Origin of the sequence: Xanthomonas melonis (genome assembly GCF_020783655.1) — a bacterium.
GTDB lineage: Bacteria > Pseudomonadota > Gammaproteobacteria > Xanthomonadales > Xanthomonadaceae > Xanthomonas > Xanthomonas melonis.
In genome coordinates this window covers 1-24,828 of sequence record NZ_JAJGQH010000019.1, presented here as the reverse complement: position 1 = coordinate 24,828, position 24,828 = coordinate 1, and the positions used below count along the sequence as shown (strand labels likewise).

The 24,828-nt window shown below is 65.1% G+C and carries 25 protein-coding genes and 1 other RNA gene; 13 read left to right on the top strand and 13 right to left on the bottom strand.

Going from position 1 to position 24,828, the window contains the following annotated elements; translation table 11 throughout:
* Positions 1 to 19 precede the first annotated feature (19 nt).
* Positions 20 to 685, bottom strand: a complete 666-nt coding sequence (trhA, locus tag LL964_RS17845; RefSeq protein ID WP_167395443.1) for a PAQR family membrane homeostasis protein TrhA — start codon at positions 683 to 685, stop codon at positions 20 to 22.
* Positions 686 to 855: 170 nt separating this feature from the next.
* On the opposite strand from trhA, the gene LL964_RS17840 reads away from it, so the two are divergent.
* Together LL964_RS17840 and LL964_RS17835 are read left to right on the top strand one after the other, a co-directional pair.
* Complete coding sequence (locus LL964_RS17840) at positions 856 to 3,351, top strand: DEAD/DEAH box helicase (RefSeq protein ID WP_167395444.1); 2,496 nt, start codon at positions 856 to 858, stop codon at positions 3,349 to 3,351.
* Positions 3,348 to 4,850 (top strand): ribonuclease H-like domain-containing protein, encoded by a 1,503-nt coding sequence (locus LL964_RS17835; RefSeq protein WP_104588719.1) that lies wholly within the window; start codon positions 3,348 to 3,350, stop codon positions 4,848 to 4,850. The genes LL964_RS17840 and LL964_RS17835 overlap by 4 nt, the downstream gene beginning before the upstream one ends.
* Positions 4,851 to 5,057: 207 nt before the next feature.
* On the opposite strand, the gene LL964_RS17830 is transcribed toward LL964_RS17835, so the two are convergent.
* Both LL964_RS17830 and LL964_RS17825 read right to left on the bottom strand, forming a co-directional pair.
* Complete coding sequence (locus tag LL964_RS17830) at positions 5,058 to 6,419, bottom strand: MFS transporter (RefSeq protein ID WP_104588720.1); 1,362 nt, start codon at positions 6,417 to 6,419, stop codon at positions 5,058 to 5,060.
* Positions 6,420 to 6,534: 115 nt separating this feature from the next.
* A complete protein-coding gene (locus LL964_RS17825) occupies positions 6,535 to 7,086 on the bottom strand; it encodes a YdeI/OmpD-associated family protein (protein WP_104588721.1) in 552 nt (183 codons plus the stop codon).
* A 248-nt stretch (positions 7,087 to 7,334) separates the two neighbouring features.
* Here LL964_RS17825 and LL964_RS17820 point away from each other — a divergent pair, with 248 nt between their 5' ends.
* Entirely contained in the window at positions 7,335 to 7,883 is a 549-nt protein-coding gene (locus LL964_RS17820; RefSeq protein ID WP_104588722.1) for an RNA 2'-phosphotransferase, read from the top strand.
* Between the two features lie 166 nt (positions 7,884 to 8,049).
* On the top strand, positions 8,050 to 9,315 hold the full coding sequence (locus LL964_RS17815; RefSeq protein ID WP_167395445.1) for a phospholipase D-like domain-containing protein: 1,266 nt from the start codon (positions 8,050 to 8,052) through the stop codon (positions 9,313 to 9,315).
* A gap of 3 nt (positions 9,316 to 9,318) precedes the next feature.
* Here the strand turns inward: LL964_RS17815 and LL964_RS17810 are convergent.
* A non-coding RNA gene (locus tag LL964_RS17810) (sX9 sRNA) lies at positions 9,319 to 9,395 on the bottom strand.
* Positions 9,396 to 9,456: 61 nt separating this feature from the next.
* Positions 9,457 to 9,990: a CcdC protein domain-containing protein gene (locus LL964_RS17805; RefSeq protein WP_104588746.1), complete on the bottom strand. Its 534-nt coding sequence runs from the start codon at positions 9,988 to 9,990 to the stop codon at positions 9,457 to 9,459.
* Positions 9,991 to 10,232: 242 nt separating this feature from the next.
* Here LL964_RS17805 and LL964_RS17800 point away from each other — a divergent pair, with 242 nt between their 5' ends.
* Both LL964_RS17800 and LL964_RS17795 read left to right on the top strand, forming a co-directional pair.
* Positions 10,233 to 10,439, top strand: a complete 207-nt coding sequence (locus LL964_RS17800) for a hypothetical protein (protein ID WP_104588723.1) — start codon at positions 10,233 to 10,235, stop codon at positions 10,437 to 10,439.
* Positions 10,426 to 11,538 (top strand): type II toxin-antitoxin system RelE/ParE family toxin, encoded by a 1,113-nt coding sequence (locus LL964_RS17795; protein WP_104588724.1) that lies wholly within the window; start codon positions 10,426 to 10,428, stop codon positions 11,536 to 11,538. Before LL964_RS17800 ends, LL964_RS17795 begins: the two co-directional genes overlap by 14 nt.
* 489 nt (positions 11,539 to 12,027) lie before the next feature.
* Here the strand turns inward: LL964_RS17795 and LL964_RS17790 are convergent, their stop codons facing one another.
* Positions 12,028 to 12,429, bottom strand: coding sequence for a DUF2384 domain-containing protein (locus tag LL964_RS17790; protein WP_104588725.1), 402 nt, complete (start codon positions 12,427 to 12,429; stop codon positions 12,028 to 12,030).
* A 637-nt stretch (positions 12,430 to 13,066) separates the two neighbouring features.
* Here LL964_RS17790 and LL964_RS17785 point away from each other — a divergent pair.
* Both LL964_RS17785 and LL964_RS17780 read left to right on the top strand, forming a co-directional pair.
* Positions 13,067 to 13,615: a hypothetical protein gene (locus LL964_RS17785; protein ID WP_228329485.1), complete on the top strand. Its 549-nt coding sequence runs from the start codon at positions 13,067 to 13,069 to the stop codon at positions 13,613 to 13,615.
* Between the two features lie 531 nt (positions 13,616 to 14,146).
* Positions 14,147 to 14,578: a hypothetical protein gene (locus LL964_RS17780; RefSeq protein WP_208621492.1), complete on the top strand. Its 432-nt coding sequence runs from the start codon at positions 14,147 to 14,149 to the stop codon at positions 14,576 to 14,578.
* Positions 14,579 to 14,986: 408 nt separating this feature from the next.
* Here LL964_RS17780 and LL964_RS17775 read toward each other — a convergent pair whose 3' ends face one another.
* The 7 genes from LL964_RS17775 to LL964_RS17745 form a co-directional block, all read right to left on the bottom strand.
* Positions 14,987 to 15,664, bottom strand: a complete 678-nt coding sequence (locus LL964_RS17775) for a hypothetical protein (RefSeq protein ID WP_228329484.1) — start codon at positions 15,662 to 15,664, stop codon at positions 14,987 to 14,989.
* Positions 15,661 to 15,975 carry a hypothetical protein gene (locus LL964_RS17770; RefSeq protein WP_228329483.1) on the bottom strand — a complete coding sequence of 105 codons (315 nt, stop codon included), beginning with the start codon at positions 15,973 to 15,975 and terminating at the stop codon, positions 15,661 to 15,663. The genes LL964_RS17775 and LL964_RS17770 overlap by 4 nt, the downstream gene beginning before the upstream one ends.
* A gap of 349 nt (positions 15,976 to 16,324) precedes the next feature.
* A complete protein-coding gene (locus tag LL964_RS17765) occupies positions 16,325 to 16,804 on the bottom strand; it encodes a nuclear transport factor 2 family protein (RefSeq protein ID WP_104588729.1) in 480 nt (159 codons plus the stop codon).
* A gap of 19 nt (positions 16,805 to 16,823) precedes the next feature.
* Positions 16,824 to 17,402, bottom strand: coding sequence for a TetR/AcrR family transcriptional regulator (locus LL964_RS17760; RefSeq protein WP_104588730.1), 579 nt, complete (start codon positions 17,400 to 17,402; stop codon positions 16,824 to 16,826).
* Between the two features lie 291 nt (positions 17,403 to 17,693).
* Entirely contained in the window at positions 17,694 to 17,951 is a 258-nt protein-coding gene (locus LL964_RS17755; protein ID WP_228329491.1) for a hypothetical protein, read from the bottom strand.
* A 133-nt stretch (positions 17,952 to 18,084) separates the two neighbouring features.
* On the bottom strand, positions 18,085 to 18,981 hold the full coding sequence (locus tag LL964_RS17750) for a pseudouridine synthase (RefSeq protein ID WP_104588732.1): 897 nt from the start codon (positions 18,979 to 18,981) through the stop codon (positions 18,085 to 18,087).
* 169 nt (positions 18,982 to 19,150) lie between these two features.
* On the bottom strand, positions 19,151 to 21,193 hold the full coding sequence (locus LL964_RS17745) for a TonB-dependent receptor (RefSeq protein ID WP_104588747.1): 2,043 nt from the start codon (positions 21,191 to 21,193) through the stop codon (positions 19,151 to 19,153).
* 259 nt (positions 21,194 to 21,452) lie between these two features.
* Here LL964_RS17745 and LL964_RS17740 point away from each other — a divergent pair, with 259 nt between their 5' ends.
* From LL964_RS17740 to LL964_RS17720, 5 genes are all read left to right on the top strand, one after another.
* On the top strand, positions 21,453 to 21,710 hold the full coding sequence (locus LL964_RS17740) for a hypothetical protein (protein ID WP_228329493.1): 258 nt from the start codon (positions 21,453 to 21,455) through the stop codon (positions 21,708 to 21,710).
* A 41-nt stretch (positions 21,711 to 21,751) separates the two neighbouring features.
* Positions 21,752 to 22,573: an alpha/beta fold hydrolase gene (locus LL964_RS17735; RefSeq protein WP_244181112.1), complete on the top strand. Its 822-nt coding sequence runs from the start codon at positions 21,752 to 21,754 to the stop codon at positions 22,571 to 22,573.
* Positions 22,564 to 22,884, top strand: coding sequence for an alpha/beta fold hydrolase (locus tag LL964_RS17730; protein WP_228329490.1), 321 nt, complete (start codon positions 22,564 to 22,566; stop codon positions 22,882 to 22,884). The genes LL964_RS17735 and LL964_RS17730 overlap by 10 nt, the downstream gene beginning before the upstream one ends.
* A gap of 188 nt (positions 22,885 to 23,072) precedes the next feature.
* Positions 23,073 to 23,567: a hypothetical protein gene (locus LL964_RS17725; RefSeq protein ID WP_104588733.1), complete on the top strand. Its 495-nt coding sequence runs from the start codon at positions 23,073 to 23,075 to the stop codon at positions 23,565 to 23,567.
* On the top strand, positions 23,564 to 24,757 hold the full coding sequence (locus LL964_RS17720; RefSeq protein ID WP_228329481.1) for a hypothetical protein: 1,194 nt from the start codon (positions 23,564 to 23,566) through the stop codon (positions 24,755 to 24,757). The genes LL964_RS17725 and LL964_RS17720 overlap by 4 nt, the downstream gene beginning before the upstream one ends.
* The last annotated feature ends 71 nt before the right edge of the window (positions 24,758 to 24,828 follow it).

Below are 24,828 nucleotides of genomic sequence, written 5' to 3'. Positions count from 1 at the left end.
GCGGCGCGACCCTGGCGCCTTACGCGCCTTCCACCACCGGCCGCAGGCACAGCCAGATGGCGCACCAGTGCGACAACGCGCCGCCCAGCACATGGGCGTGCCAGATGGCGCGGTTATAGACCATCGACTTGCGCACGTAGAACGCCACGCCCACGGTGTAGAACGCGCCGCCGGCCACGATGAGCCACAGCACCGCGCTGTCCAGGCCGGCGATCATCTGGTTGATCACCACCATGCCGGCCCAACCCAGCAGCAGGTAGATCGCCACCCAGAAACCCTTGGCGATGCCGGGCAGGCACAGCTTGGCGAACACGCCGAATAGGGCCACGCCCCACACCGACAGGATCATCGCCCAGCGCCAGGCGCCATCGAGCGCGACCAGGAAGAACGGCGTGTACGAGCCGGCGATCATCACGAAGATGCCGGCATGATCGAACTTGCGCAGCATCGGCTGGCGCTGCGGCGGAGCGAAGTTGTAGGCCGCCGAGCAGGCGAACATCACCAGCAGGCCCAGCGCATACACGCAGGTGGCCAGCAGCAGGGTCTGGTTGGCATGCGCGCGCCAGATCATCCAGGCGCCGCCGACGATGGCCAGGAACAGCCCGGCAGCGTGCACGATCACGTCGGCACGGCGGGCAGCGGGGGTCTTGTAGTGCGGAGCGGGGGCGCTGGGGGGCACGGGCACGGCGGATCTTCGGGAGGGGGAACCCACCGCGCAGATCGGGCGCAACGCGGCGGGGGCCACAGCATACCCGCTTGCTGAATTCGCTCAGTGACACCGGCTCGCGCATTCGGGCCATGTCTCATACCCTGAGACGCCTCCCCTGTCTCATGCGCCTCTTTGGGAGCCGCCGTATGCCTCCGTTTGCCCTCGCTCCCCGTACCGATTCCGCCGAACGCGCGCTGGCCACCACCGATGGTCGCCCCAGCCGCGATGGTGCGCTGCTCACCCAGCGCCTGGAACGGCGCTACCACGACCGCATCACCGGCAGCTTCACCCTGCCCGGGCGCGAAGGCCGCTACGCGCCGATCCCCGACGATGTGCCGGCCGCGCTCGCCGATGCCTTGCGATCGCGCGGCATCGATCAGCTGTACAGCCATCAGGCCGAGGCCTGGACGGCCAGCCAGCGCGGCGAACACGTGGCGATCGTCACGCCCACCGCCTCGGGCAAATCGCTGTGCTACACGCTGCCGGTGGTGAGTGCGGCGATGACCGCCGGGGCCAAGGCGCTGTACCTGTTCCCCACCAAGGCGCTGGCGCAGGACCAGGTGGCCGAGCTGCTGGATCTCAATCGCGCCGGCGAGCTGGGGGTCAAGGCCTTCACCTTCGACGGCGACACCCCGGGCGATGCGCGCCAGGCGATCCGCCTGCATGGCGATATCGTGGTCAGCAACCCGGACATGCTGCACCAAGCCATTTTGCCGCATCACACCAAGTGGGCGCAGTTCTTCGAGAACCTGCGCTATGTGGTGATCGACGAGATCCATACCTACCGCGGCGTGTTCGGCAGCCACGTCACCAACGTGCTGCGCCGGCTCAAGCGCATCTGCGCGTTCTATGGCGCCAGCCCGCAGTTCATCCTGTGCTCGGCCACCATCGGCAACCCGCATGCGCACGCGCAGGCCTTGATCGAAGAACAGGTGCATGCCATCACCGAGTCCGGCGCGCCCACCGGCGACAAGCATGTGCTGCTGTGGAACCCGCCGGTGGTCAATGCGGATCTTGGCTTGCGCGCCTCGGCGCGTTCGCAGAGCAACCGCATCGCGCGCATCGCCATCAAGAGCGGGCTGAAGACGCTGGTGTTCGCGCAGACACGGCTGATGGTGGAGGTGCTGACCAAGTATCTGAAGGACATCTTCGATCACGACCCGCGCAAGCCCCCACGTATTCGCGCCTACCGCGGCGGCTATCTGCCCACCGAGCGGCGCGAAGTGGAGCGCGCGATGCGCGCCGGCACCATCGACGGCATCATTTCCACCTCCGCGCTGGAACTGGGCGTGGATATCGGCGCGCTGGACGTGGTGGTCCTCAATGGCTACCCAGGCAGCGTGGCGGCGACCTGGCAGCGCTTCGGGCGCGCCGGGCGGCGCCAGCAACCGGCGCTGGGCGTGCTGGTGGCCAGCTCGCAGCCGCTGGACCAGTACGTGGTGCGGCATCCGGATTTCTTTGCCGACGCCTCGCCCGAGCATGCGCGCATCGCACCGGACCAGCCGCTGATCCTGTTCGACCACATCCGCTGCGCGGCGTTCGAATTGCCGTTCATTGCCAGCGAACCATTCGGCCCGATCGACCCGCTGGTATTTCTGGAAGCCTTGGCCGAAAGCGAGGTGATCCACCAGGAAGGCGACCGCTGGGAGTGGATCGCCGACAGCTACCCGGCCAATGCGGTGAGCCTGCGTTCGGTGGCCGACGGCAACTTCGTGGTGGTGGACAAGAGCGATGGCAAGCAGCAGATCATCGCCGAAGTGGATTATTCGGCCGCCGCGCTCACCTTGTACGAAGGCGCCATCCACATGGTGCAGAGCACGCCGTACCAGGTGGAGCGGCTGGATTGGGAAGGCCGCAAGGCCTACGTGACGCGCACGCACGTGGACTATTACACCGACAGCATCGACTACACCAAGCTCAAGGTGCTGGACCGTTTCGATGGCAGCGTGGCCGGCCGTGGCGATTCGCATCATGGCGAAGTACACGTGGTGCGGCGCGTGTCCGGCTACAAGAAGATCCGTTACTACACGCACGAGAACATCGGCTACGGCCCGGTCAACCTGCCCGACCAGGAACTGCACACCACCGCGGTGTGGTGGCAGCTGCCGCAAGCCACGCTGGGCAAGGCGTTCGCGTCCAAGCAGGATGCGCTGGACGGTTTCCTGGGCGCCGCCTATGCACTGCACGTGGTCGCCACGGTGGCGGTGATGGCCGACGCGCGCGATCTGCAGAAAGCCGTGGGCAATGGCGATGGCGCGTGGTTCGCGGTGGCCGACCAGACCGGGCGCGGGCAACTGCGCGGCTTGGAAGAAGGCGAGCATGCTGCGGTGGAACTGCAGCAGGCCTTCGTGCCCACGGTCTACCTGTACGACAACTTCCCCGGCGGCGTGGGCCTGAGCGAGCCGCTGTGGCTGCGTCAGGCCGAGCTGCTGCAGCGCGCGGACGAACTGGTGCGCCGCTGCGACTGCAGCGCCGGCTGCCCGGCCTGCGTGGGCCCGGTGCTGGCCGCGCATGAGCAAGGCAAGGGGCAATCGCCCAAGTCGCTGGCGTTGACGGTGCTGGCACTGTTGTTCGACGCCGATGCGCCATTGCGGCATGCCACGCAGGTGGACGACGACCTGGCGCTGGACGTGCTTGCATGAGTGTGAGTGCAGACCGGCTGCGCTTGCTGCGGCGTCAGGCCGGGCATGCGGATGTGCGTGCGCCAGCGGCGGTTGTGGATGGCGCGGCAGTGGATGGTGCGGATGTTTCCGCTGCGGACAATGCGCAGGCCGATGCGCACCCGCTGCGCGCGGCAGTGGTGGCGCGTACCTCGGATGATGCAGTCGGTGCGGTGATAGTGGCAGGCGATGCGCGCACGCGTGTCGCAGGTGACATGCCCGCAGCGGCGCAGCCGATGCGTGCGCTGGCAGCACCGGTGCCTGGCAGCGATCCTGGGGTGAGCGCAGAACGTTTGCGCCTGCTACGCCGCCAGGTCGGCGGGCTGACGCCCACGGCGCGCAAGGACGATGCGGTGCTGCCCACGCGTTCGCAACGCCAGCCTGCGCCGGGCGCTGCTGCATCTGGGTCACGCGCGTTGCCGCGCAAGCCGGCTGCGGGAAGCGCGCAGCCCGGCAGCGCAGAGGCTGCCGGCGCGCCGCGTGCCCAGCCCACCGCACCGGCCATGACGCGCCGCGCCCTGCAGGCGCCGGTTGCCGCAGCGCCTGCGCGCGATAGCTCGGCGTTTGCCTGGGTGGACCACGATGTGCGCCACAAGCCGGCGGGCGCGGCAGCCGCTGCGGCAGCGCGCGTGCCGGCTGTACGCACGGCACCGGCTGCGCCCACATCACTGCCGTCACCACAACGCCGCACCGACATCGCCGGCTTGCGCAAGATGATCGGCCTGCGCGAACGCGCGGTCTCCGCGCACACACCGGTCCGCGCGCCATCCACCGACCGATATCTGCCTGGCGACGAGATCGCGCCCGGCCTGCATCTGATCCAGGCCTTCCTGCCGCAGGCGATCCCACGCCAGGCGCTCTCGCTGGCCTTCGCCAAACGCGACGATGCCGTCGATCCGCTGAACCTGCTGTTCTTCGATACCGAAACCACCGGCCTGGCCGGCGGTACCGGCACGCGTGCCTTCATGATCGGCGTGGCCGATTGGTATGTCGACGCTACGCAGGGCAGCGGGCTGCGCGTGCGCCAGCTGATGATGTCCACGATGGCGGCCGAGAGCGCGATGCTGGATCTGTTCCGCAGCTGGCTGTCGCCGCGCACCGTGCTGTCCAGCTACAACGGGCGTTGCTACGACGCGCCGTTGCTCAAGACGCGCTACCGGCTGGCGCGCCGCGGCGACCCGCTGTCGGCGCTGGATCACGTGGACCTGCTGTTCCCTACCCGCCGGCGTTACCGCGGCACCTGGGAGAACTGCAAGCTGTCCACCATCGAACGGCAGCTGCTGCGCGTGGTGCGCGAAGACGACCTGCCCGGCTCCGAGGCACCGGCCGCCTGGTTGAGCTATCTGCGCGGCGGCAGCGCGCGCAACCTGCGCCGCGTGGCCGAGCACAATCACCAGGACGTGGTGACGCTGTCGCTGCTGCTGCAGCGCCTGGTGGCGGTGGAGGCGCAGGAGCGCGAGGCGCTTGCCTTGATGCGCTAGCGCATCAAGGCAAGCGCTTCGCATCGGCTGAACGTGGATGTATTGCTGCACAGGCGATCTCGCCGACCGCGTCATCCCGCAGACGCGTCCCTGGGCGCGACGGGCGTTACCGGTAAGGCCCTCGCGCCCGGGGGCGCTCCGACGGAACGGCCATGCGGGTGGCGCGCACCGCCGTGTCTTGCGGATCTGCGCGATGCCGGCGGGCGCTCAACGCTTGCGCTGCTGCATCGCCGCTTCGTCGTCCAGCCAGTTGCTGCCCTTGTTGGTCAGGAAGAACATGTAGACCACCAACGACACCGCAGTGACTGCCGTCGCATAGATCACGAATTCACTGACATGGCCTGTTTTCAACGAGGCCTGGTACAGCAGCGGCGCGGTGCCGCCGAACGCGGAGTTCGCCAGCGCATAGCCGAGTCCCACGCCCAGCGCACGCACATGGGTGGGAAACAACTCGGCCTTCACCACCGCGTTGATCGAGGTGTAGCCGGTCAGGATCACAAAGCCCACGGTGAGGATGGCGAAGGCGCTCAGCCAATCGGTCTGCCTGGGCAGCTCGGTCACCAGGAACCAGGTGTACAGCACCCCGCCGATACCGAAGAACACCAGCAAGGTCTTGCGGCCGACGATATCCGACAACCAGCCGCCGACCGGCTGCATCAGCATCAGCAGCGTCAGCGCGACCAGGTTGATGATGGTGCCGGCCATCACGTCGCCACCGGCGAAGGCGGTCTGGATCATCTTCGGGCCGGTCACCGAGTAGGTGTAGAACGCGATCGTGCCGCCGGCAGTGATCAGGAAGCACAGCAGCAACGGGCGCCATTGGTTGACGAACAACTCGCGCAGCGAACCGGACGCCTTGGCCTTGCCGGTGCGCGAATCGGCGATGGATTCGGAACTCAGCGATTCGTCCATGGTCCGGCGCAGCCAGAACACCACCAACGCGCCGATGCCGCCCAGGCCGAACGCCACGCGCCAGCCCCAGGCCGAGACCTGCTCGGCATCGAACACCTGCAGCATCACCAGCAGCGTGGCCTGCGCCAGCACATGGCCGCCAACCAGGGTCACGTAGTGGAACGAGGACAGGAAGCCGCGCCGCCCGGGAATGGCCGCTTCGGACATGTAGGTGGCACTGGTGCCGTACTCGCCGCCGGTGGCAAAGCCCTGCAGCAGGCGCGCCAGCAACAGGATGATCGGTGCGGCGATGCCGATGGTCGCCACCGTGGGCGTGATCGCGATGACGAACGAGCACAACGCCATCATCGACACCGAGATGGTCAGCGCCAGACGCCGCCCGTAGCGGTCGGCGAAGCGGCCGAAGTACCACGCACCGATCGGCCGCATCAGGAAGGTCATCGCGAAGATCGCCCACACGAACAAGGTGGCGTTCTTGTCTTCCTTGGAGAAGAACTGCGACTCGAAATAGGTGGCGAACACCGAGTAGACGTAGACGTCGTACCACTCGACCAGGTTGCCGGCCGATCCCTTGAGCGTGTTGGAGACCGAGCGGCGAAGGCTGCCGGGCGCGGCGGCGGAACCGGCGGCGATCGGAGACGATGGGGGTACGCTCATGCGGTCGGAACCTCTCGGGTGGGACAGCCCCGAAGTATAGGTGCGCGCTTGTGTGACGCATGTAAGCATTTCGGCGCATATACAAGCAGCCGATCGAGCCGAACCTTACCGCGCTTCAGCTCGCTTTCGGCGTCGGTGCAGCAAGCGATTTGCTGTACATCCCGGAGCGGTCGAAGCAGCACGCACGGCGCTTGCCTGCCGCCAGCATGGCACAGGCGGTGGCGATGCGCTTGACCCGCGTCTGGGCTTGCTTGCCCGACACGATCCAGAAGATCCAGTCGCGTCGCGCCAGCGCGGTGATGTCGTCCCAGGTCGCACGCGCGGCCGGCTGCGCGGCCAGGGCGGCCTGCAGATCGTCCGGCACCACCGGCTCGGGTTCCACGTCCACCGGCGCGATTTCCAGTGCCACGGTGTCGCCGGCCGCCACGCCGGCCGCGCGCTGCAGCGTGGCGTCCAGCTTGAGCCAATGCCCGCCCTGCCCGTCCGGTTCAAGCGTGGCCTGCAACGGATGCCCGGCCAGGCTTCCGCGTACGGTGACCATGCTGCGGGTGGGCAACTGCGTGCTGGCCGCGGCAGGCAACCGCAGAAACAGCCAGGTCGCCGCCCCGGGCACATCCGGCGCCAGCAGCCTTGCCTTGCAACGAATCGGGGAAGCGCGCCTGGACATGCGCGGACCATAGCACCGCGTCCGCGTTCGATGTCACTGTGCGCACCCGTAACGGACACAGCCATTGCTGCACACTGCCAGCCACCGCGTCCGCGCCCCGCGCTGCCCACCCGAAGCGGTAAGACAGTGCATGGATCGTCTGCGCGCGTGGGCGCATCCGACAAGCGGCATGTCGCACCATTACCGCGGCCAGGTCGTCGACGGCCCCATCCTGCGAATAGAGGCAGACAGGAATAGAGGCAGACAGCATGCGTCAACCACTCACCGACATCAGTAAGTTTCTGAGCTATGTGCTGCGGCACGCGCCGGAGTCGATTGGCGTGACGCTCGATCGGGATGGCTGGGTGGACATCGATGCCATCATTGCCGGTGCCGCAGCCGCAGGCAGACATCTCGACGTGGCGCTGGTCAAGACGGTCGTCGCGCAGAGCGACAAGCAGCGCTTCACCCTGTCCGACGACGAGCTGCGCATCCGCGCCGCGCAAGGCCACAGCACCCCGGCCGTTGCAGTCCAGCACCAGGCGCGGCGCCCTCCCGACGTGCTGTATCACGGCACCGCCACACGCGTACTTGCGGCAATCCTGGTGCAGGGCCTGCTACCGGGCCAGCGCCATCATGTCCATCTATCCGCCGATCCGGACACCGCCACCAAGGTTGGAGCGCGCCACGGCACGCCGGTGGTGCTGCGCGTGGAGAGCCTGCAGATGCATGCAGCAGGCATTACGTTTTTCCAGGCCGACAACGGCGTCTGGCTGACGGCACACGTACCGCCGAGTTATCTGCGCGTGGCGGAGTAGGGGGAGCGGCCGCATCGCTTGCGTGATCCATCCCGATGCCCGGCACACGCGGTGGCGAGGGGAGGCCACGCCTGCGGCCGCCGGATCCTTCACGACCCCCATGCCACCAGCCTTGCCAGAATGCCCGCCGTTTATGCCCGCAATGGCGGGGATCGGAGTGGGGTGCATGATCTGGATCATCGTGGCTGCCGTGGTCGTCACCTTGCTGGTGGGGCTGCTGCTGCTCAACTTCGCCACGCCGGAGAAAAAGCTCCAGCACATTCCCAAGCACCTTTACGACGTTGCCGACCCGCAGTTCAAGCGCGAAATGTCGGTATTGCTGGGCCCGACCATCCTGCCCGGCAACCGCATCGACATGCTCAACAACGGCTGCGAGATCTTTCCGGCGATGCTGGAGGCCATTGCCGGCGCGCAGCACACCATCACCTTCGAAACCTACATCTACTGGTCGGGCGAGATTGGCCGCGAGTTCAGCCAGGCGCTGTCCGCGCGCGCGCGCGCCGGCGTGTCGGTACGCGTCACCATCGACTGGGGCGGCAGCCTGAAGATGGACCATGCGCTGGTGGACACCATGACCGACGCCGGCGTGGAAGTGCACCGCTACCGCCCGCTGGCCTGGTACAACCTGCACCGCGTCAACAACCGCACGCACCGCAAGCTGCTGGTGATCGATGGCCGGATCGGCTTCACCGGCGGCGTGGGCGTGGCAGACCAGTGGATGGGCGATGCGCAGGACCCGGAGCATTGGCGCGACACCCATTACCGCATCGAAGGCCCGGTGGTGGCGCAGGTGCAGACCGCCTTCAACGACAACTGGATCAAGACCACCGGCCGCGTGGTCAACGGTGCCCGGTACTACCCGGCGCTGGAGCCGGCCGGCGACAGCGATGCGCAGCTGTTCGTGGCCTCGCCGGCCGGCGGCAGCGAGAGCATGCACCTGATGTATCTGATCGCCATCGCCGCCGCCAGCAACACCATCGACCTGGCCGCAGCGTACTTCGTGCCCGACGCGCTGATCACCCGCGCGCTGCTGGAAGCCCGCGGCCGCGGTGTCAGGATCCGTGTGCTGCTGCCTGGCAAGCACATCGATGCGGTCTCGGTACGGCTGGCCTCCAAGGCCAGCTGGGAGCCGCTGCTGCAGGCCGGTATCGAAATCCACGAATACCAGCCCACCATGCTGCACACCAAGCTGCTGATCGTGGATGGCCTGCTGGTGTCGGTGGGCTCGACCAACTTCGACATCCGCTCGTTCCGCCTCAACGACGAGGCCAGTTTGAATGTCTACGACCGCACGCTGGCCGCGCGCATGACCGACGTGTTCGAGCGCGACCTGCAACGCGCCGAACGCTACACGCTGGAGCGCTGGCGCGCGCGGCCGCTGCGGCAGCGGCTGGGCGAAAAGCTGGTGTTCCCGTTCCGCTCCCAGGTTTAGAGCGGCTAACAGTACCTAGCGAGCGGTCGTCAGGCGGGTGTGGGCGGCGCGCTCGGAACCGCAGTGTATGAGCGGTACATGCCGATTCCGGGCACTGGCCGCGCCCGCCTGGCGGGGAGCGCAGTCGTTTTTTGGCCGCTCTTAGCTGGACGCTCGGCTCGCGTGTTCGCCCATGTCCAGCCGCAGCTGCCGCAGGCGCCACCACAGCCCGGCGGTATGCACCAGCGCGTACAGCACCAGGGCCGCCGCGATGCCCAGGGTCAGCGGGCTGGCCTGCGATCCGGCCACCGCCGCACCGTTGGCGAACGCACCGCTGGCCCAGCGCCAGGCCAGCCGCCCTGCCAGCACCACCATCAGTGCCGCGCCTATCCACGGGTTGGGCGTGTACCAGCCGCGGCCGTCCACCCACTCGGTGGGCGTGTAGCGCAGCGAAAGCACGCCCAGCCCGATGCCGACCAGCGCGCCAACGGCAATGCCGAGCCGCACCTGCGGCAACCCGTAGACCGCAAATCCCAGCGCCGCCGCCGCGATGAGCAGCAGCGTGGCGCGGATGCCGGTGGCCAGCGGCTTCCATGGCTGGCGGCCGAAACTGCGGCGGATGCGCCGGTAGTAGACGAATACGATGGCGGCCATCGACAGATAGGGGGCAAACGGGGCAATGGCATGGGCGGGCATGGCGCGGTCCTGGCGAAGTGGCCGCTGCAGAATGAAACCGGGCCGCAGCGCAGACAAGGTGCCAAGCGTCACTTTCTGCTGCCTGGCACGCGCCTGCTCCGCCAGACCAGGCGTCGCCGCTGGAGCGCCCTTGCTGGCAGCCAGCGCCGCCGATGAATCCCCCGCATGCGCGTCGGCGCTCGCCACACGCGGATCCAGGCCACGGCGGTAGACTTGCAGCCGTACTCCCCCATCGCAGTGCCATGTCCGCCATCAAGCAACACGCCCATACGCTGATCGACACGCTGCCGGACACGGCAGGGTGGCAGGATGTGGCCCGCGCCGTGGACGCCGCCCGATTCGAGGCGGCAGTACTGGAGGGCATCGCCGCAGCCGAGACAGGCGCGGTCCTCAGCGCACCGCAGCTCGCGACGCTGTTCGCCGGATGGGGCGTTGATGCTGCGGCGTGACTGGACCGTCCCGGCCGCCAGCCAGCTCGCTCACGCCCAGGATCACTACCACGCGCTCAACCCGACCGCTGCCGCCGCGATGGCGCGACGGGTGCTGGACGCGACCCGCACGCTGGCCGAACAACCCGGCCGCGGCAGCGCGGGCCGGGTGCCGGGCACCCGCGAATGGGTGGTGACGCAGACCCCGTACGTGCTGGTCTACCGCGTGCGCGAAGGGGCCCTGCAAATCCTGCATGTCCACCTCGATGCGCAGGACTGGCTGCCGCGCACCGAACCGCTGCGCGAACGCCTGGAGCCGTGGATCGCCGCACTGATCAGCGCACTGGTGCATGTGCTGATGCTGCTGATCCTGCTGTCGGCCTCCACGCCCACCGTGACCCCGCCGCAGGGCTCGTCCAGCGGCGGCCGCACCAAGGTGGACTTCGTCGGCGATACCGACCAACCGCAACAACCCACGCCTTCCCCCACGCCCACGCCGCCCTCGCCCACGCCGGCACCGGTCCAGCCGCCGCCGGCTGCCTCGCCCGTGCAATCCACGCTGGTGCAGGACGCCAGGAACCCGGTGCCGCCTCCAGGCGACACCCGTCGCGGCAGCCCGAACGAGCAGCGCCAGACCCGGCCGGTGCAGCGCCCCACGCCACCGCGGCCGCCGGCCGAACCGTCGTCGCCGCCGCAACGCCGCCCCGAGACCTGGACCGGGCGCCCACCGGGCATGCTCGACGAACCGGCCGATGCCGCCGAAGACGGCAGCGCGTACACGCCGACCATCAGCCAGGGCCGCCGCAACGACCGCAACAACGCCCAGCCGAGCATGGATATTGGCGGCTACCAGGTCTATTACGACGTGCGCAGCGAAACCCAGCTGCGGGTATGGAAGGAACAGGGCATGCAGGAGATCGCCATCATCCTGCCGGGCACGCAGCAACGCATGGTCTGCCCGCTGGAGGTCGCGCTCAAGCGCGGCTCCAGCAAGTGCCGCCTGCTGCCACCGGACTCGCCCGAGCTGAAGAACATCGGCGATGCCCGCGAGGTCATCAACATGATGGAGGTCTACCGCCAGGGCGAACCGGTGTGGCGCGGGCCGGGACCGTATCGGTGAGCCAAGGCTCGAGTGCCATGGCTTCCTGGATGACACGGCCGCGCAACTACCGGGCGGCTTGAGTCGACTGGATGCGTTGCCACTGTCTGGCGGCCGCCTGCCCGCAGTCGAGCGACAGGCACAGCGGGCAAGGCCGCGCTTGCATCGAAAACCAGAACCGCAAGGCGGCGGCAGCCATGCCGACATCGCTGCAACAGCAGCTGCACGAGCGCAGCATTGCCACGCATGGCGCGATGCCGTTCAAGGCAACGCATCCGGACGCCATCGATCCGTTGGGTCGAAGGCCTTGGTTACTTCAAGTTCGATCGAGCTACGTCAGGGAAACAATCGAAGGTCATTCGGTCGTTCGACACCACACGCCACCGATGCGTGTGGATGGATCGATGGCGCAGGCGAGGCTATGCACGCATCTCGATGCCGCATGGCCGACCAACGGTGGAGGAGGATGGCACCGACACAACGCAAACGGTGGTCAGACGTTTCGCGTGCTCACGCCAACCGCTTGGGCAACTCCCATTCGATCTGCTGCCTGAGCACCAGCAGCAATACCTTGATCTGACCGGCGCGCACCATCGCGGCGGGCGTCTGGCCATCCACGGCATTCATCGGTTCGCGGAACCAGCGGATCAGCGCGGCAGTGTCGCCGCCATGCAGGACCCAGGCGTGGCAGACGATTTCGCCCAGCGCTTCGATGCCGGCACTGCCCAGCAATTTCAGATGCTCCGGAGTGAACTTGAACAACGACAGCACCAGCTCGGCGTCGTCGGCCTTGCCGTGCTCGAGGTTCATCTGTTCGCTGTGGGCAGTACTGTAGCTGGATGGCTGCGCACGCATGGCTTCGGCCCGGCGCATGCCGGTGAGCAGGGAGGCAATGAGGTCGGCGCGTTCCATGGGCGATCCGGCAGTGTCTTGCGCGCACGCTAGCGGCGCCGCTGCCGGCACTCAATCGGGAGTCTCCCGACAAGCGGTGAACGGGTCAGCCCCGGATGAGCAACCTACTGAGAGATCACAACCAGCGACATCCGCGGCCCGGATCACGCTAGGCTTGAGCGGTTCGCCAGACCCGCTGCCAGGCATGGGCAGCCGCCAAGGAGAAACGCTGCATCGATCAGGCGATCAATGACCCGCGAACGAGGGAGCGGTTGGAATGAGCGCAAGAATGCGATACGGCATTGTCATTGCCACCGTCATGGTGCTTGCTGCCATCGTGCTGTGGCGCTCGCCTCGCGCCACTTCCGCCGTTCCTGCGCAGGCGAGCGCGCAACACCTGCAGGCCACGCCGCGCGGCCCGGCGCCTGTCGCGTCCATCTCCACGGCATCCACAGGCAACAGTGCAGTCGTAGGCTTCGATGGCTTCCCTGCCGATAGTGCGTTCGATCCCCGACGCCGCTTCGAGTTCGCAAGGAACTGCGCAAAGTTTCGTCACTTCGATGCGTTCTACAAAGCACAAGCAGCATCGGACCCCAACTGGCCATTGAACAACCCGAAGGCGCTGGCCGCGATGGACGCCGATCAGCGAGACAGGCTCGTGGATAACGCCCGTTTCCTGGTCGACCATCGGCAATCATGCGAGCCCTGGCTCGCATCGGTTTCGCAGGACCTGGCCAATGCGCAGATCTACCGGGCCACGCTGGAGGCTGCGCTGCAAGGCAATCGGCAGGCCGCCGCCTGCTTCATCATGGCGCCCTGGCAGACGCCGGACGAACGCAGCCCGTACTATGCGGACCTGCTGCAACATTATGCGAGCAGCGTTGGGCGCCTGGTGCAGGATGGCCTGAACACCGGGAATTGGGCAGTGGTGCTGGCCGCCTACCAGGCGTCGCTGGAGCAGCACGGGCTGCGGACCCAGGCCAACGTGTCCGACCAGCACGCCTACGTCATCATCCGCCTGATCCAGCGGGGAGCATCCGACAACGTCGAACGCACGCACCTGGCCGATGAGGCTGCGCGCAGATCCAGGCACCTGACAGCAAGCGAGGTGATCGCACTGGACGCGCAGGTCTCGGCGCTGCTCGAAGATCGATTCAAGGAACGCAGCGTGTCGATGCAGGCAGTCACCGACATGTGCGCGAACTGATCGTCGGGGATTTTCAAGACGCGCGATGTGGCGATCCGCGAACATGGCGCGGCGGCAATCGATGCGTTTCTCGACGGTTGACGCGCGCTTCTTTTCCCTGCGTAGAAGACGGTTGGCTCGCTGATCGGGCACAAGACCTCCCGGGTCCAGCAGCGTACCGGTGAGCGCGCCACTCGCTCGGTGCTGGTCGGTCACACTGGCAGACAGTGCGCCCGCTGCTGACGCCACCGCAACACCTCATCGGCAAGGCGCGCAACACGCACGCATCTGCACGCACTGGCCAACGGTGACGCAGCGGTGTCGATCATGCGCGTAGCTGCGTTTCGATTGCACCGCTCGCAGACGCGTGCGCAGTCACCTGCCCGGCCTGATGCACCTGGGCGCGAAGTGCACTCGTCCATCTCCACGGGATTTAACAACCGGCTTGCTAGCATCCGGGCGCCTTGCTGGCAGCAGCCCCGCGTGGCCGGGCTGCCTTTGGAGTGTCATCACAAGAGGAGTTGTCAGATGCCCTGGAAATCCGCACTTGCCCTGCTTGCCCTGTCCACTGCGTCCGTTCCTGCGCTGGCCCAGTCCGACCGCCAGGTGGCCGAGGACATGATCACCCGCGCGGCCAATGTCTGCCCTGGCCACAGCACCGAACGCACCAGCCCCACCGTCAAGGCCGTGCCGGTCGGCGCGCTGCGGGTGATGCTCGAACGCGGCCTGGTGATGTGCCCGGACCGCCGCCTGGATGCCGCCGCGCCGGCCGTGTTCTACGGCCGCCTCGGCGTGTTCGCCTGGAACCCGGAGGTACCCGCCGGCAAGACAGTGATCGTCAAGCAGATCGACAGCATGACCCGCAAGGACGATTACCCCACCGAGACCCTGGTGTGGGATGCCAAGGGCACTGCGCTCAAGCAGCAGACCGTGCCGATGTTCGAACCGCGGCCCGGCGCAGCGGTGTTGTACAAGGTGCGCTGAGTTGCCGGGTCGGGTGCACCGAAGCAGGTTTCGGCAGGTACTGACGCAGGCTCACGCCTGCATCAGTTGGGGGGCAAAATACACGCTCAGCGCGTGCTGAGTGGTTAGGGGCTGGGCAGGGGCAGCAGCGAAAGAGCTACTCCACCCGCAACTGCTACCAGCGCTGATGCACTTAGGGTCATGGAGTGTAGCCGCCTGGAAAAACTGGGGCGGCGCTGGATAGCTCGAAGGATGGCAATCGGAACCAATGCATAAAGAGTGCACAGTGCAATGTAGTACCAATTTAGTTGGTACGAGGACCCCTTCCCCATAAGGTTTCCAACCTGCAGGAGAACCAGTCCGCCGACGAGCGAAAGAAAGGACCGGATGGCGAATGAATTATTGGTTTGGATCTGATTATTCATATTCTCACATCACAACGATCTGACACATTGCCCCAGTTGGGGTGCTCGTACATGCTAGATGAAAACTACGATTAACTGGCCTTGTCGTGGCTCCCTGCCACCTTACGCCCAGATTACTAATGTGCTCAACCATCTGGTCACCCGCGTCCAAAGATTCCCGGTAGTTTGGGTATACGTAATTTCTTTCAGCATCTGTCCCCGTGACATCAGCTTTTGTCTCTGGAATGAAGTTTCCCGCGGCATCCTTAGCTGAGCCCTTCACGTATGAGTAATCTTTTAGGCTCCAATTCCATTCGACTTTAAAGTGAGACCCATCAGGGAACTGGATTATGTTTGTAACAACAAACGGGCTTCGTATGGCGCCTATGTTAATAACGCTTGTCAGGTTCGAGACCGCAACTCGCAGCTGCTCATTTAGATACCAGAACGGCTCGAGATTATCCATGCCTAGAGCTGCCCTCGTCGCAGTTTCTCGATAAACAGGAGTTGTTACCGCATCCATCGCAGTCATGGGGCGCATTGCTGCTGCCTGTGAACCAACCCGAGCTGCAATCTTTGTTGCTGCGGAAGATGTAGCAATGCTAATACTCGCCGGCAGAGTGCTCACAACGTAGGGAGATCCACCATTTGCATCGTAAACTGCGAGGCCTGCGGCGAGTCCTTGCAACTCGACAGCTGTCAAGGCAACTTCTTCACGATCAGTTGCCCCCCTGCTGAGGCTGTCATTCGTTGATCTGACGTGACTCGGGCGTAGTCCGCTGCAGGCATTGACATCGGGCTTGGTGGGCGACCTCCACCATTTACTGAAACGACCATGTGATAGACGGTCCGACGGTTGAAGTCCCAGAGATGGTGATCACCAACACCGAGCTCACGAGACATTGTCTGCTTCCGTCCAAGGTTGCAGTCATTACAAATTCCTACTCCAGCTTGAGCAGAAAAGGAAATGCCAAATCCTGCCGCAAGCAATGCACCCACAAGATACTTCTTCAATGTCAACTCCCTTTGCGATTCCATGGAACGAGATTGCTTCAGCGCATAGTCTCTATGTAGGACTGCAACTCGGTCAAAGTATGGGTAGTTGGGCTGTGACGGAGCGCACGGGCGCTAACCAACTAATGCGATTTGGATTGCTGAAGGCCTTAAGGTCATTGTGAAGCGCGTCTGCAGCTACGCCACCACCGATGGCACTCGCATTCACAACGGTGAGCTACGGTCTGCTGTTGTCGTGGTCAAGCTTAGAGGTCTTCGCGGATCAGTGTGGGCTCAATTACAGTGGACCGACAGCGGTATCCACATGGTCGTCAGCGAAGGCCGGATGCGGCGGCCACGGGATGCGCGCTCAGAGCCCCAGATCGGACAGGCCCGGGTGCGCATCGGGCCTGCGCCCGAGCGGCCAATGGAACTTGCGCTCGGCCTCCTGGATGGGCAGGTCGTTGATCGAGGAATGACGCGCGCGCATCAGACCGTCGGCGTCGAACTCCCAGTTCTCGTTGCCGTAGGAGCGGAACCAGTTGCCCGAGTCGTCGTGCCACTCGTAGGCATAGCGCACCGCGATGCGGTTTTCGTTGAACGCCCACAGCTCCTTGATGAGCCGGTACTCCAGTTCCCTGGCCCACTTGCGCTCGAGAAACGCCTGCGCCTGATCGCGGCCATTGACGAACTCGGCGCGGTTGCGCCAGCGCGTGTCCACGCTATAGGCCTGGGCCACCTTGGCCGCGTTGCGGCTGTTCCAGCCGTCTTCGGCCAGCCGCACCTTCAGCAAGGCAGTGTCGTGGGTGAAGGGCGGCAGCGGCGGACGGGACGATGCAGACGATGACATGGCAAATCTCCTCGAAGGATCAGGACGCGACAGGGGGTTGCCCAAGCAGCTGGCGGGCAGCGCCTTGGGCAGCAGTTGCAGACTCGGTACCACCGAACACCAGCGCCACGGCGATGGCGCCGTCGATCAACACCAACAGTTGCTGTGCCAGCGCGTCCGGGTCTGGCCGGCCGGCATCGTTTGCCAGGCCGTGCAGATAGTCGTGCAGGCGCTGCTTGTGCAGGCGTGCCGCCCTGCGGATCACGTGATCCGGGTCGCCTGTCTCGCCGGCGGCATTGAGAAACGCGCAGCCATGGAAGCGGCTGTCGCCAAACCAGCTGCGCAACGCATCGAAGCACGACAGCAGCCGCACCACCGGATCGTCGCTGTGCGAGCTGGCCGCCACGAACCACGCCATCCAGCGCTCGTCCCGGCGTAGCAGGGCCGCTTCCACCAACGCCTCCTTGGTCGGGTACAGGCGGTAGAGCGTCTTGCGCGCCACTCCCGACGTTTTGACGATCGCCTCCATCCCGGTGGCATGAATGCCGCCGGCATAGATCAGGCGCTCGGTGGCATCGAGCAATGCCGTGTTGGAGTGGGAGTCTGCTGGCGAAAGCATGGGCAGTCAGAGAATGATCGTTCTCGCAACGGTAGAACGATCGTTCTCTACTGTCAACCCCGGACGACGTCCACCCCGGAGTGGCTCTCGGTCGATGATCGGTCGTGCCTCGCACGCGCGCCCTTCAGTGCCTGGCCTTGCCCGGAACCTGGCCGGTGGCGAAGGCATGCAGGCAGGTCGACGACGCCCATCGAGGATAGGAACGGCCTGCTGCCAATACGCCCATACGCAACCACGCGCGGCGCATCGCCACCTTGCGATCCGACTGCCTGGCGTGTAGCAGGCCTGCCGCTAACGACTCAAGCGCTGTTCGTGGATCTCATCGACGATGCGGCGGAGCGCCCGCGCGGCGGTGAAGATTCCCTCGCCCAATACCGGCACGCTCCCGGCATCCAGCGCCGTTCGCCCGCAGACCGCCACCATGTCGCTCTGCGCGATGATGGTGCGCAACAGCGCGTGGAACTGGTCGATCTGCTGCAGGGTGACTCCGAAGGCCAAGTCTTTCTGCCCGGCGTCTGCGCGCTTGGGCGACGGCGGCCTGGATCGGATGGTCTTGGCAACGTTTGGTGGTGCCATGGCGGGCGTCCTTGGTGTGTGCGGGCTGGGTGCCTGCGGCATCACCGTAACCTAAGCTGCCGAATACCTGAAAATCAGATATTTGTCGCGCAACCCATGCAGCCCCTTATCGCAGAGTGGTGGGCGCGACAGTCGCCAGGAAGTGCCTGGCTTCGCCACTGATCGGGTCATCGAACGCCAACGTATGCGCGAACAGCTGCAGCGGACGTTGCGGATCGTCGGGCCGCTGGTCGTCCAGATCCGGATAGAAGCGGTCATGCAGGATCGGCGCGCCCAGCGCGGCCATGTGCACGCGCAGTTGGTGCTTGCGGCCGGTGATCGGCTCCAGCCGGTACGTCCAGGTGGTCTGGCTGCGTGCCACCACATCGATCAGCGTTTCGCTATTGGCCTCGCCTGCGCCTTCGCGCATGCGGAAGAACGGCTCGCCGGGGACCAGCCGGCTGCGATGCACGTACGGGAAGCGCAGACCCGGCAGCGGCGGCGCCACCGCCAGATAGTGCTTGCGGATCCGCCGCTCACGAAACAGCGCCTGGTAGATGCCGCGCGTCGCCGGGTTGGCCGAGAACAGCACCAGCCCGGCAGTGTCGCGATCGATACGGTGCAGCGGCACCAGCGACGGGTTGTCGAAGCGGTGGACCAACCGTGCCAGCAGCGTCTGGCGCACGTAGGCGCCTGCGGGAACCACGGGAAGGAAGTGCGGCTTGCAGACCACCACCACCTGCGCATCGGCGTGTACCACGGTTTCGGTCGCAGCGATCGCCGGCTCGTCTTCCACTTCGCGGAAGTAGTACAGCTCCGCACCAAGCCGGTAGGGCGCATGGACCTCCAGCCGCTGCTGCTGCGCATCCAGCACGCGGCCACGCGCAAAGCGCGCGCGCCACGTGGCCGCATCCACGTTTGGAAAGCACGCACACAGGGCCTCCAGCACCGTCGCCCACGGGCCGAGCGGCAGCTGGAAACGGCTGGCAGGGAGACCATCGCGGACCGGGCGGGCAGCAGACATGACGCGGAAACCAACGCAAGCACACAAGCCCGAATCGTACCCCGCTGCAGCGACGCTCACCGCGACGGTGCGCCAGGAGCCGGCCCACGCGCGGCGATATCTGCGCGCGCAGGCCGCCTGGCCCGCGCTCACCATCCCCGGCCGCAGCATCGGCCGCAGCCAGCCGACCTTACAGCTTCATGCTCACGCCGATGAACACCTGCCGGCCAGCGCCGGGCGAGAACATGGGCTGTGGCCGCTCCTGGAAGAAGCTGTCGTACCAGACGTACTCGTACAGGCGCCCGGTGACATTGCGCACCTGCAGGTCCACGCTCCACGCCGGAGTGACTTGATAACGCGCAGTGAGATCGAGCGTGGCCATGCTGCCGAACTTGCCGGCCACGTTGCGTTCTTCCAGGTAGTAATCGCTCTGCGCGCGGCCCTGCAGCCCCAGCTTGAGCGCTTCGGTCGCCTGGTAGTCGACACCGATGTTGCTGATCCGGCGCGGCGTGGCGATCACCTCGTTGCCTTCGATGGAAACGGTGGCATCGCGGCTGTCGCGCGCGATCTTCGCTTCCTGGTAGGCATGCGAGGCCCACACCGTCCACGCATCGCCCAGCTGCGCGTTGATCTGCGCATCCACGCCACGGCGACGGGTCTTGCCCAGCACCACATTGGTACCGGTGGCAGGCATGTTGGAGATCTCGTTGGTGGCGTCCTGTTGCCAGACCGCAAGGCGCGCCTGGCTGCGCGGCAGCGGGCTGAACTTCATTCCCAGTTCCATGCCGGTGTTGGTGGATGGCGCGATCGCGACCTGCCCGGGGGTCAGATAGGCGGGCGGCGTGGAGCCGGTGAGTACCTGGAACGTGCGGCCCCAGTTGGCGTAGACATTGGTGCGCTCGGTGAAGGCGTACACCACGCTGAGCTTGGGCTGCTCGATCGTGCCGTAGCGCTGCAGCGGCGCGCGTACGCCACCCGGCAGCGTGGTGTCGCCATCGAAGCGATCCACGCGGTAGGCCGGCACGATCTTCAACGCCTCGATCGGCTGGTAGATGGCTTGCACGTACGCGCCCCAGTTGTCGAACGTATACCGGTCGTCGTTCTGGATCCGCGCCGGGGGCGCGTTGAAGTTGGTCGGTTCGCTGTAGTTGAAGCGAACGCGCTGGTAGCGGTTGTCCTGGTGTTCGTAGTTCAGCCCTGCCTCCAGGGTCAGCCGATCGTCGGCACGCCAGGTCAGCGTGTTGAGCATGCCGATCTGCGCCTCGTCCCAGATGCGGCGCTGGCGTGGCGCATTGCCGGTTGGCAGGTCGCTAAAGCTCACCCGGCGGTCGTCTTCGTAACTGTTGTAGTACAGCTTGGTGCCGAAGAACACCGCATCGCTGAGATTCATATCGAGGTGAATGCCCACCTGACGCATGTCGCGGTCGCCGCCGTCGTTGAAGTTGTAGCGCGCCGACGGGCGGCGGGCCACGCGCAACTCGTCGGCGGTCAGGAAGCCCGGCTCGTCGGCCTCGCTGTGGTACGCGCGTGCGGTCAGGCCGATGCGCATGCCGTCTTCCAGATTGCCGAAATACCACTTGCCGCCCAGCGAGTACTTGTCGGAGCTGTCATGCCCGCGGTAGCCATCGGAGGCCTGCACTCCCACGAAGTAGTTCTGCGCGAACCCGTCGCGCTCGCGCCCCGCTACCAGCTGCGCATCGCGGGTATCGAAGCTGCCATACGACAGGCGGGCGTCGGTGTAGTTGCCGCCCTGGCGCGTGCCGAAATTGACGTTGCCGCCGATGTTGTGCAGCCCGTAGCGCGGATCGTTGGTACCGCGCACCACTTCGATGTAGCTGATGTCCAACGGGAACAGCATGTCGATGAAGCGCTGGTTGCCGCTGTTGACGTTGCTGGGGATGCCGTCGATCAAGGTCTTGATGGCGTTGATGTAGCCCTCGCCATTGAAGGCCCGGAAGGTCACCTTGCCCGATTCGTTGCCCTGCCGGGTCTCGGTGAGCTGGATGCCGGGCATCTGGCCCAGCAGCTCCCAGCTCTGCGTCACGTTCTTGTCTTCGATCTCATCGGCACCCAGCACGTCGACCGAGGTGAGCACCTGATGGGACGCCAGCTGGCCGTCGGCGTGATGGTGCACATCCACCTTGCCCAGCGTCAGCGCCGAATCCGACGACTGCGCGCGGGATTCCAGGGGAAACAGGATGGTAGCCAGGGAAGCTGCCAACACATGGGTCAACGACAGGGGCGAACGGATCACGGCAGCAATGGTCTACGGGCAAGGGGTGTGAAATAATATAACATTATTGCAGCGCTGACACAGTGTGGCAGCGCGACGCGACCGCACCGACACCGCGGGTTGGTGCCCTGCCCGCATCTGGCTGTGACCCGCTCTGCACACAGGCAGACGCTCCTCATCGACGGAGAGTGACTTTCGGGCGATACCAACAACGCCGCGTCGGGCAATGCTGTGGCTCTTTGCTCAGAGACGGAACTCGATGCCTCGTTCGACGATCTACGCTGCGGTGGTTTGCCTTGCCGCTGTGCTTGCACCGTGCGGTGCTGCGGCGCAGACACCGGCGCCATCCTTCGCCGCATGTGCCGACGCGGCGGCACGCACCCCGTTGGCCGGAAGCCAATGCCTGATCACCCAGGTGCCGCTGCGGCACGAAGCCCCGGACTCCAGCAGCATCGCGCTGTTCGTTCGCCGCTTGCCGGCAGTGGACCAGCGCAAGCGACGCGGCGAGGGTGGCTGATCGCCGGCGGTCCGGGCGAAGCCGGTGCTTCGCTCTATCCGATGATCGACACCTACCGGCGCGCCTTTCCCGGCTACGACCTGGTCATTCCGGACCATCGCGGCACCGGTCGCTCGGCACGCCTGTGCCCCATGCAGGAAGCGCCGGCCAGCCCCGATGGCGTGGGCCTGGCCGGCACCGAATGGGGCCCGTGCATCGGCGCACTCTACGCAGACGCGCAGCGCACCAGGGCCTTTACGATCACCGAAGCCGCGCAGGATCTTGCCCTGCTGATCCGCCAACAGCGACGCAAGGGCGAGGTGCTGCTGTACGGCGTGTCCTATGGCACGCAGCTGGCGCTGCGCACCCTGCAGGTGGCGCCCGTGCCGTTGGATGGACTGGTGCTGGATGGACTGGTGCTGGATGGACTGGTGCCGCCGGAGACCGCCACGCAGTGGGACCTGAGCCACCGCACCGCCGTGGTCGATGCCGTCGGGCGTGCGCTGCTGGACGACGCGCACACTGCCACCTATCGCCGCGTGCTCGATCGCAGCGACAGCGCCGCATGGCGCGCGCAAGTGCCCGGCAAGGACCTCAAGCGCTTTCTCGGCACCTTGCTCAACTTCCCCACCCTGCGCGATCGCATTCCCGCCATCATCGACGACCTGGCCCGCGACGATGCCAACTCACTCACCACCACCATCGCCGATCTGCAGACCGCGCTCGCCGCGATGGGCCAAGGCGGCGACAACCAGCCCGCCTTGCCGCTGGTGATGCTGATCGCCGCCTCCGAAAACAATGCACGCCCAACCCTCACCCGCGACACGGTGGCAGCCGAAGCCAAGGATGCGTTGTTCGTCAGCCCCATCCCGGCCTGCTGGTAGACACCAGCCTGCCCACCTACCCACGTGACGCCTGGTTCGGCCGCAGCCCCACCACCCTGCCGCGCACCCTGATCATCCACGGCACGCTGGATCCCAACACCCCATACGCAGGCGCGCAGGCGCACGCCGCGTTGCTGAAAGCCGCGGGCCCGGTGACCTTCAGTACCGTCGAGCGTGGTGCGCACTGGCTGGCGTTCGCGGCGCCACAGTGCTTTGGGCATGCGGTTGCTGCTTTTGTGGTTCAGCGTACGGTTGCTGCGCGTTGTCGTGAGCCTGATGGAGAACGATGGGCAGATGAAGTGCAAAAATGACTCCAACCCCGCTGTCGGAGACCCCAAACGGGACGTAGGGCGGGAAAGCATCTGCTTTTTAACAACGCCTTTCGCCAACGGCGTAGCTAGGAATATTGGCACAGTAACCGAATTGGAATCTGCTGTTTGCAGTAAAGTCGCCGTGCCCACGCCCGACTCGCCGATAGCGCAGATCAAGGGAGCGCTCAATGACAGCTCAAAGAAAATTCAAGAGAAAAGAGATCCTTCGTTGCATGTCACTCGTCGCAGTCGCGTTGAGTGCAGCATGCTCCAATGCTTCGCCACCGACTAGCGCCAGGGTCGACGACTTTGCAAACAAGTGGGCATATGCCACAGACTGCGGCTCTGGCCATTTTCTGAGCATGGATCTCAAGCAGCAAGAGGCCCATGTAACGGGAGAGTGGAGCGAGGGTACTAACGCTCGTGGCGGTGGCGGAAAACTGGAAGGGGATGTGCGTAGCGGAAAACTTTACGTTCGCTACTGCAGCGAAGATGGCGAGGCAGGCTATGAAGCATGCCCCAACTTCTCCGGTGAGGAAGATTACTTCGTTCTCGATAAGGGATCCTTGGTTCGCTACCAGAAATTCGGCAATGCGTATAAGCGAGATGTCGTCTTGCACCCGGATGTCAAGGGAAAGCAGATTCCATCTGAAACCTGCGCAGACACGGAGAGTGATTCATGAGCAGGCTGACAGATCAGGAGTTGCGCGCCACTCTGTACTTCGCTGTCGGTGTGACATCCGAAAGCGGATATGCCGCTTATCGATTGGAAGTCGCTGGCGACAACCTCAGGACACCGTTGCTAGAGCCAGCGGACAACAGTGGCTACACGATCGGGACGATCCAAACTGATCTGGGGCAACACTATCAACCGGATGTGCCTAACGGAGAGAACGTCCCAAGGGATCTTGTGAATGCCCACCAGCAGTGGGCGCATGAGCAGCAGCAAGATCTTGTTCTCAGTCAACAGCAGGTTGATGAAGCGATCGCTGATCTTGGCCGTAACGGCCGTGCTATCCGCGCTGATGCCGGTCGACCTCTTGATGCAGAGGTGAAATCCAGGCTGGACACCTTCCTTTCTTCCAACGAAGGCATCAGCTGGGTACACCAACGTGATGTGGCACAAATCGAGAAGTTGATGGATCGCGCTATTGCGCCCCTGCAGCGAAGTGAGCTTTACCAGAATGCCTCTTTGGACGACCAGGTTAAGCTGGCGACGATGGTTGGAAAAGCCTACAACCAGAACGAGGCGCGCACTGCATCAATGATCCGCAGTATCGAGACAAATCAGTACCATTCACTCGCCGATGTAAGTGCCGCCATTGATGGTTTGAATCCAAGAGTAACTGGGCGCGGCGACTACCTCGAATCCGGGCGAGACAAAGCGTTGGAGGGTGCCGATGTTGTAAATGCATTGCGGAATGCGGATTCGCATAGCCCGCTTGCAACAGCATGGAACAATGTAGTCGCCGACCCGCTTGTGGACCCGACAACACTCAATTCGCCCCGGGCAGGCCAAGCCTTGGCGCACGAGTATGCTGTAGTAAAAAACCTTTTTCTACATTACAACCGTGCAGAAGAATTTGTGAACGCGCTGGATCGTGGCGCCACCTATCAAAATGCTTCAACAGACCGGACAGATCCAACGCGATTCAATGGTGCCGGCTTTTATGCGGCCGGTAACAACCTGGTGAACTGGGATAAGACTGGCAAAGGTCATGCATTCTTAAATGGTGCATGGAGCGGAGTTGAGCGGCAGCACCTCACGCGAGCACGCAACGATGACGGAACAACAGATCTGAACATCAGCGAGAATGGTCAGACGCGTAGATTACTGAACCGCCCCGGGAACCCCGGAGGCTCCATTACTTGAGAAGATGGAGCCATGAGCAGAGCAAGCAAGTTTTCCCCCGAGGTCCGGGAGCGGTCGGTGAAGATGGTGCT

Bases quoted from the DNA above. Each gene is read 5' to 3' on its own strand.
- LL964_RS17840 (WP_167395444.1), top strand. From the start codon at position 856: ATGCCTCCGTTTGCCCTCGCTCCCCGTACCGATTCCGCCGAACGCGCG.
- LL964_RS17835 (WP_104588719.1), top strand. From the start codon at position 3,348: ATGAGTGTGAGTGCAGACCGGCTGCGCTTGCTGCGGCGTCAGGCCGGG.
- LL964_RS17830 (WP_104588720.1), bottom strand. From the start codon at position 6,419: ATGAGCGTACCCCCATCGTCTCCGATCGCCGCCGGTTCCGCCGCCGCG.
- LL964_RS17825 (WP_104588721.1), bottom strand. From the start codon at position 7,086: ATGTCCAGGCGCGCTTCCCCGATTCGTTGCAAGGCAAGGCTGCTGGCG.
- LL964_RS17820 (WP_104588722.1), top strand. From the start codon at position 7,335: ATGCGTCAACCACTCACCGACATCAGTAAGTTTCTGAGCTATGTGCTG.
- LL964_RS17815 (WP_167395445.1), top strand. From the start codon at position 8,050: ATGATCTGGATCATCGTGGCTGCCGTGGTCGTCACCTTGCTGGTGGGG.
- LL964_RS17805 (WP_104588746.1), bottom strand. From the start codon at position 9,990: ATGCCCGCCCATGCCATTGCCCCGTTTGCCCCCTATCTGTCGATGGCC.
- LL964_RS17800 (WP_104588723.1), top strand. From the start codon at position 10,233: ATGTCCGCCATCAAGCAACACGCCCATACGCTGATCGACACGCTGCCG.
- LL964_RS17795 (WP_104588724.1), top strand. From the start codon at position 10,426: ATGCTGCGGCGTGACTGGACCGTCCCGGCCGCCAGCCAGCTCGCTCAC.
- LL964_RS17790 (WP_104588725.1), bottom strand. From the start codon at position 12,429: ATGGAACGCGCCGACCTCATTGCCTCCCTGCTCACCGGCATGCGCCGG.
- LL964_RS17765 (WP_104588729.1), bottom strand. From the start codon at position 16,804: ATGTCATCGTCTGCATCGTCCCGTCCGCCGCTGCCGCCCTTCACCCAC.
- LL964_RS17760 (WP_104588730.1), bottom strand. From the start codon at position 17,402: ATGCTTTCGCCAGCAGACTCCCACTCCAACACGGCATTGCTCGATGCC.
- LL964_RS17750 (WP_104588732.1), bottom strand. From the start codon at position 18,981: ATGTCTGCTGCCCGCCCGGTCCGCGATGGTCTCCCTGCCAGCCGTTTC.
- LL964_RS17740 (WP_228329493.1), top strand. From the start codon at position 21,453: ATGCCTCGTTCGACGATCTACGCTGCGGTGGTTTGCCTTGCCGCTGTG.
- LL964_RS17735 (WP_244181112.1), top strand. From the start codon at position 21,752: ATGATCGACACCTACCGGCGCGCCTTTCCCGGCTACGACCTGGTCATT.
- LL964_RS17725 (WP_104588733.1), top strand. From the start codon at position 23,073: ATGACAGCTCAAAGAAAATTCAAGAGAAAAGAGATCCTTCGTTGCATG.
- LL964_RS17720 (WP_228329481.1), top strand. From the start codon at position 23,564: ATGAGCAGGCTGACAGATCAGGAGTTGCGCGCCACTCTGTACTTCGCT.